Source organism: Acrocarpospora pleiomorpha (assembly GCF_009687885.1).
In the GTDB taxonomy this organism is placed as follows: domain Bacteria; phylum Actinomycetota; class Actinomycetes; order Streptosporangiales; family Streptosporangiaceae; genus Acrocarpospora; species Acrocarpospora pleiomorpha.
This window is the reverse complement of record NZ_BLAF01000016.1, coordinates 177,559-180,866: the sequence shown is the minus strand read 5'-3', so window position 1 is coordinate 180,866 and position 3,308 is coordinate 177,559. Positions and strand designations below refer to the sequence as shown.

5 protein-coding genes are annotated in these 3,308 nt (G+C 75.9%); all 5 read right to left on the bottom strand.

The window, feature by feature from the left end; all coding sequences use genetic code 11:
• A partial coding sequence (locus Aple_RS16655; protein WP_174889838.1) for a gamma-glutamyltransferase occupies window positions 1-328 on the bottom strand: 328 nt, incomplete at its 3' end.
• The gene (locus Aple_RS16650; RefSeq protein ID WP_155345500.1) at window positions 325-780 is read right to left on the bottom strand and encodes a VOC family protein; all 456 of its coding nucleotides are present in this window, start codon (window positions 778-780) and stop codon (window positions 325-327) included. The genes Aple_RS16650 and Aple_RS16655, both read right to left, overlap by 4 nt.
• 152 nt (window positions 781-932) lie before the next feature.
• Complete coding sequence (locus Aple_RS16645; RefSeq protein WP_155345499.1) at window positions 933-1,448, bottom strand: (2Fe-2S)-binding protein; 516 nt, start codon at window positions 1,446-1,448, stop codon at window positions 933-935.
• Window positions 1,441-2,235: an FAD binding domain-containing protein gene (locus tag Aple_RS16640; RefSeq protein ID WP_155345498.1), complete on the bottom strand. Its 795-nt coding sequence runs from the start codon at window positions 2,233-2,235 to the stop codon at window positions 1,441-1,443. The genes Aple_RS16645 and Aple_RS16640 overlap by 8 nt, the downstream gene beginning before the upstream one ends.
• Window positions 2,235-3,308, bottom strand: a 1,074-nt coding sequence (locus Aple_RS52015; protein ID WP_170321512.1) for a xanthine dehydrogenase family protein molybdopterin-binding subunit, incomplete at its 5' end; no start/stop codon positions are given. The genes Aple_RS52015 and Aple_RS16640, both read right to left, overlap by 1 nt.

The following is a 3,308-nucleotide window of genomic DNA, read 5'->3' as shown; positions in this document are numbered from 1 at the left end:
CGCCGACCGACAGCCCGCCGTCGCGGGGGAGCGGGCGGGCGGCCAGCGCCTGGGGGAGCCGCCGGGCGGCGGCCCCGATCGACAGCAGCGCGCGCGGCGCGGGCCGGTCCGCCGGTTGGACCAGGGCGACCACGTCACCGGCGAGACCGCACTTGGGCGGCAGCAGCACGGTCTCCGCCAGCCCGGCCGCGATCACGGCGTCGAAGGCGTTGCCGCCGTCGAGCAGGGCGGCGGCGCCGATCACCGCCGCGGTGCGCGCGCCCGCGCCGACGACGCCGAGGGAGCCGTGCGCCACCGCGTTGGCGGCCAGGACGGCGGTGGCGGTCATTCCGGCCGTACCGCCCGGTTCGGGCCGTAGTCGTTGACCTGGCTGGGGCCGTAGTGGCGCAGCTCGATCACGTTCCCGTCGGGGTCGGTGATGTAGACGAGGTCGGCCTCGCCGCGGGCGCCCCAGCGCCGGAACGGCCCGGCCACCTTGCCGAAGGCCCCGGATCCCGCCAGTTCCTTGAGGTCGATCGTGTCCACCTCGATGCAGAAGTGCGCGAGGTTCTCGCCGGTGCGCGCGCCCCTCGGGTCCAGGTCGATGATCACGCCGGGCGCCACCTCGACCGAGGGGAACGGCGCCTTGCCCGCGCGGAACTCCGCGACGCGCAGCGGGCGCAGGCCCAGCTTGGCGGTGTACCAGTCGAGGGAGCGGAGCGGATCGGCGACGTGCAGGACGATGTGGTCGAGCCCGCGCACGCTGACCAATGGCCGCGCGGCTTGCGAAACGCTTGTCATGTGGGATTTTGTATCCCAAATTTGTTGCGGCTAGACAATAATCTGGTTAATGCCACGTTACCTGGACTGCCGTGCCGGGGTGGGTGGATGCGCGTGGACCTGCGGATGTGTGGTCATGTATCCGTGGCGTCGCGGCATGAGCTTGGCCGCAATTATGGGATACAAAATCTCAGGCGGGCTGCGGCGGCGAGCGTGGCGGTCACGATGGCCTCGTAACCGGTGCAGCGGCAGAGGTGACCGGTGAGCGCCTCGCGTACGGCGGAAGCGTCGAGGGCGGGGTTCGTGCTCAGCAGGTGCGAGAGGGCGACCACCAGGCCGGGGGCGCAGTAGCCGCACTGAGTGGCGCTGAGCGCCGCCATCTCTTCCACCAGCATGGGCAGGGCGGCTCGCCGCGCCGTCTCCACGACCGCGCCGGCCGCCGCGCCCGCGGGCACGACGCACGCCGGCGCCGGCACCCCGTCGAGCGTCACCGTGCAGCTTCCGCACTGGCCGCCCCGGCACCCGGCCGGAAGCGGGCGTCCCGCCGCCTCCAGGGCGTCGAGCAGCGAGGCCCACACCGGCACCTCGACGTGGTACGGCTCGCCGTCCAGCGTCCCGCGCACTTCCACCAGGTCATCTCCGGAGTCTTCTCTGGGGCCTTGTCCGGGGTCTTCTCCGGGGTCAGGCATGCGCGCCTCCCAGGTGGATGCGGCGGTGGCAGCGGCGGGCCAGGGCGGCGACGGAGCGGCGGGCGTATGGGGCCGGGGGAGCGGCGGCGGCCACGACCGCCGCCGCGAAGCCGTCCTCCCCGGCCGGGTCGGCCAGGTGCGGGACCGCGCCGGGGCAAAGGATGACGGTTCCGGCCGCGTCCGTGCTCGTCCGGTAGCCGGTTACGGCGGCGCGCGGGCCATCGGCGAGTAGGGCCGCCGCCACGGCGGCGAGTGTGGGGGCCGCGACCTCCCGGACCGCGAGTCGTTCATACGCGAAGGCCGCCGGCACCGCAAGATCCAGCCCGATGGCCAGCTCGTCCGGCTCGAGCGCGTCCGCTGTGGTCACCGGTAGCACCCGCTCGCGCCGGGAGTGCGCGGAGGCGGCGATCAGCGAGCCGTCCAGCGCGGTCAGCACCACCGCGAGGTCGGCGGGGGCCTGGAACAGGTTGCCGGTCAGCGTGGCGCGTTCGCGCACGGCGGGCGTGGCGAACCCGCGCAGCATCCCGTCGAGCACCCCGGCGCCGAGGGCGTGCGCGCGGGCGGCCGCGGCGACGCGTACGACGGGACCGAGCCTGACCCGGTCCCCGCAGGCGTCGATCGCCGCGCCGTCGCGGAGCCCGCCCAGGTCGAGCACGTCGGCGGGCCGCAGCAGCCCGGCGTTCATCGCGGGCTGGACGGCGGTGCCGCCGCCGCACACGAGGGCGTCCGGCAACTCGGCCCGCGCCGCCAGCGCGGACGCGATCGTGACCGGCCGCAGGTACGCCATCAGCCGTCCACCGCCGAAACCCCGCCCTCGGGGTGCACGGCCAGGCCGCCGCCGTACTCGTCGCGAGGCTCTTCCGACCCTGCCGCGGTCAGGTCTTCGGGGTGGGCGGGGATGCGGTTGACCGGTCGGCCCGTGGCGGCGCGGAGAGCCGCGGCCACGGCGGCGGGGGAGGAGATCAGCGGGCCCTCGCCGACGCCCTTGGCGCCGAACGGCAGCCGCGGGTCGCCGGACTCGACGATCACCGGGATCACTTCGGGCACGTCCACCGCCGCGGGCAGCAGGTACGTGCCGAACCCGGTCGCGCCGCCCCGCCCGTCCGCGTCCACCGGGATCTCCTCCAGCAGCGCGAACCCCGCGCCCTGGACGGTGCCGCCGGCGAGCTGGCCGCGAACCAGCGCCGGGTTCAGCGCCCGGCCCACGTCCTGGGCCGCGACGAGCTGTGCCACCCTGGCCATGCCTAGGGCGGGGTCCACGTCCACGACGGCGCGGTGCGCGGTGAGCTGGAAGGCGATGTGCGGGTCGCCGCGCCCGGTGCGTGGATCGGGCGCGGCGGTGGGCGGCGCGTCGTACCGCTCCTCGACCACGATCGAGGTCCCGTCACCCAGCGCCGCGAGATCCACGGCGCCGCCGAGCCGCTGCCTGAGGCGGGTCGCGGCGCGGAGCGCGGCCCCGCCCGAGGCCATGGTCTGCCGGCTCGCCTTGCTGCCGCCACTGGCCGGCAGCGCCGAGGTGGAGTCCGCGAACGTGATCGGCACCGGGCCGAGGCATTCGGTGACGATCTGCGCCAGCACCGCGCGCACACCCTGGCCCACCTCGGGGGCGGCGGAGGCGATCTCGACGCCGTGGCGGTCGGCGCGCAGCACGATGCCCGCGCCCTCGGCCCGCCCGTCGCCGAGCCCGGCGCTCTTGATCCCGACGGCCACGCCCACCCCGCGCCGCAGGCCCGGCGCGGGCGGCGGCAGCGGCACGGCGTCGAGCGCGTCCAGGAGGCTCGCCGGCGCGGCGACGCCCGCCAGCCGCTGCCCGCTGGTGGCCAGCGGCTCGCCCGGTTCGAGCAGGTTGCGGCGGCGTAC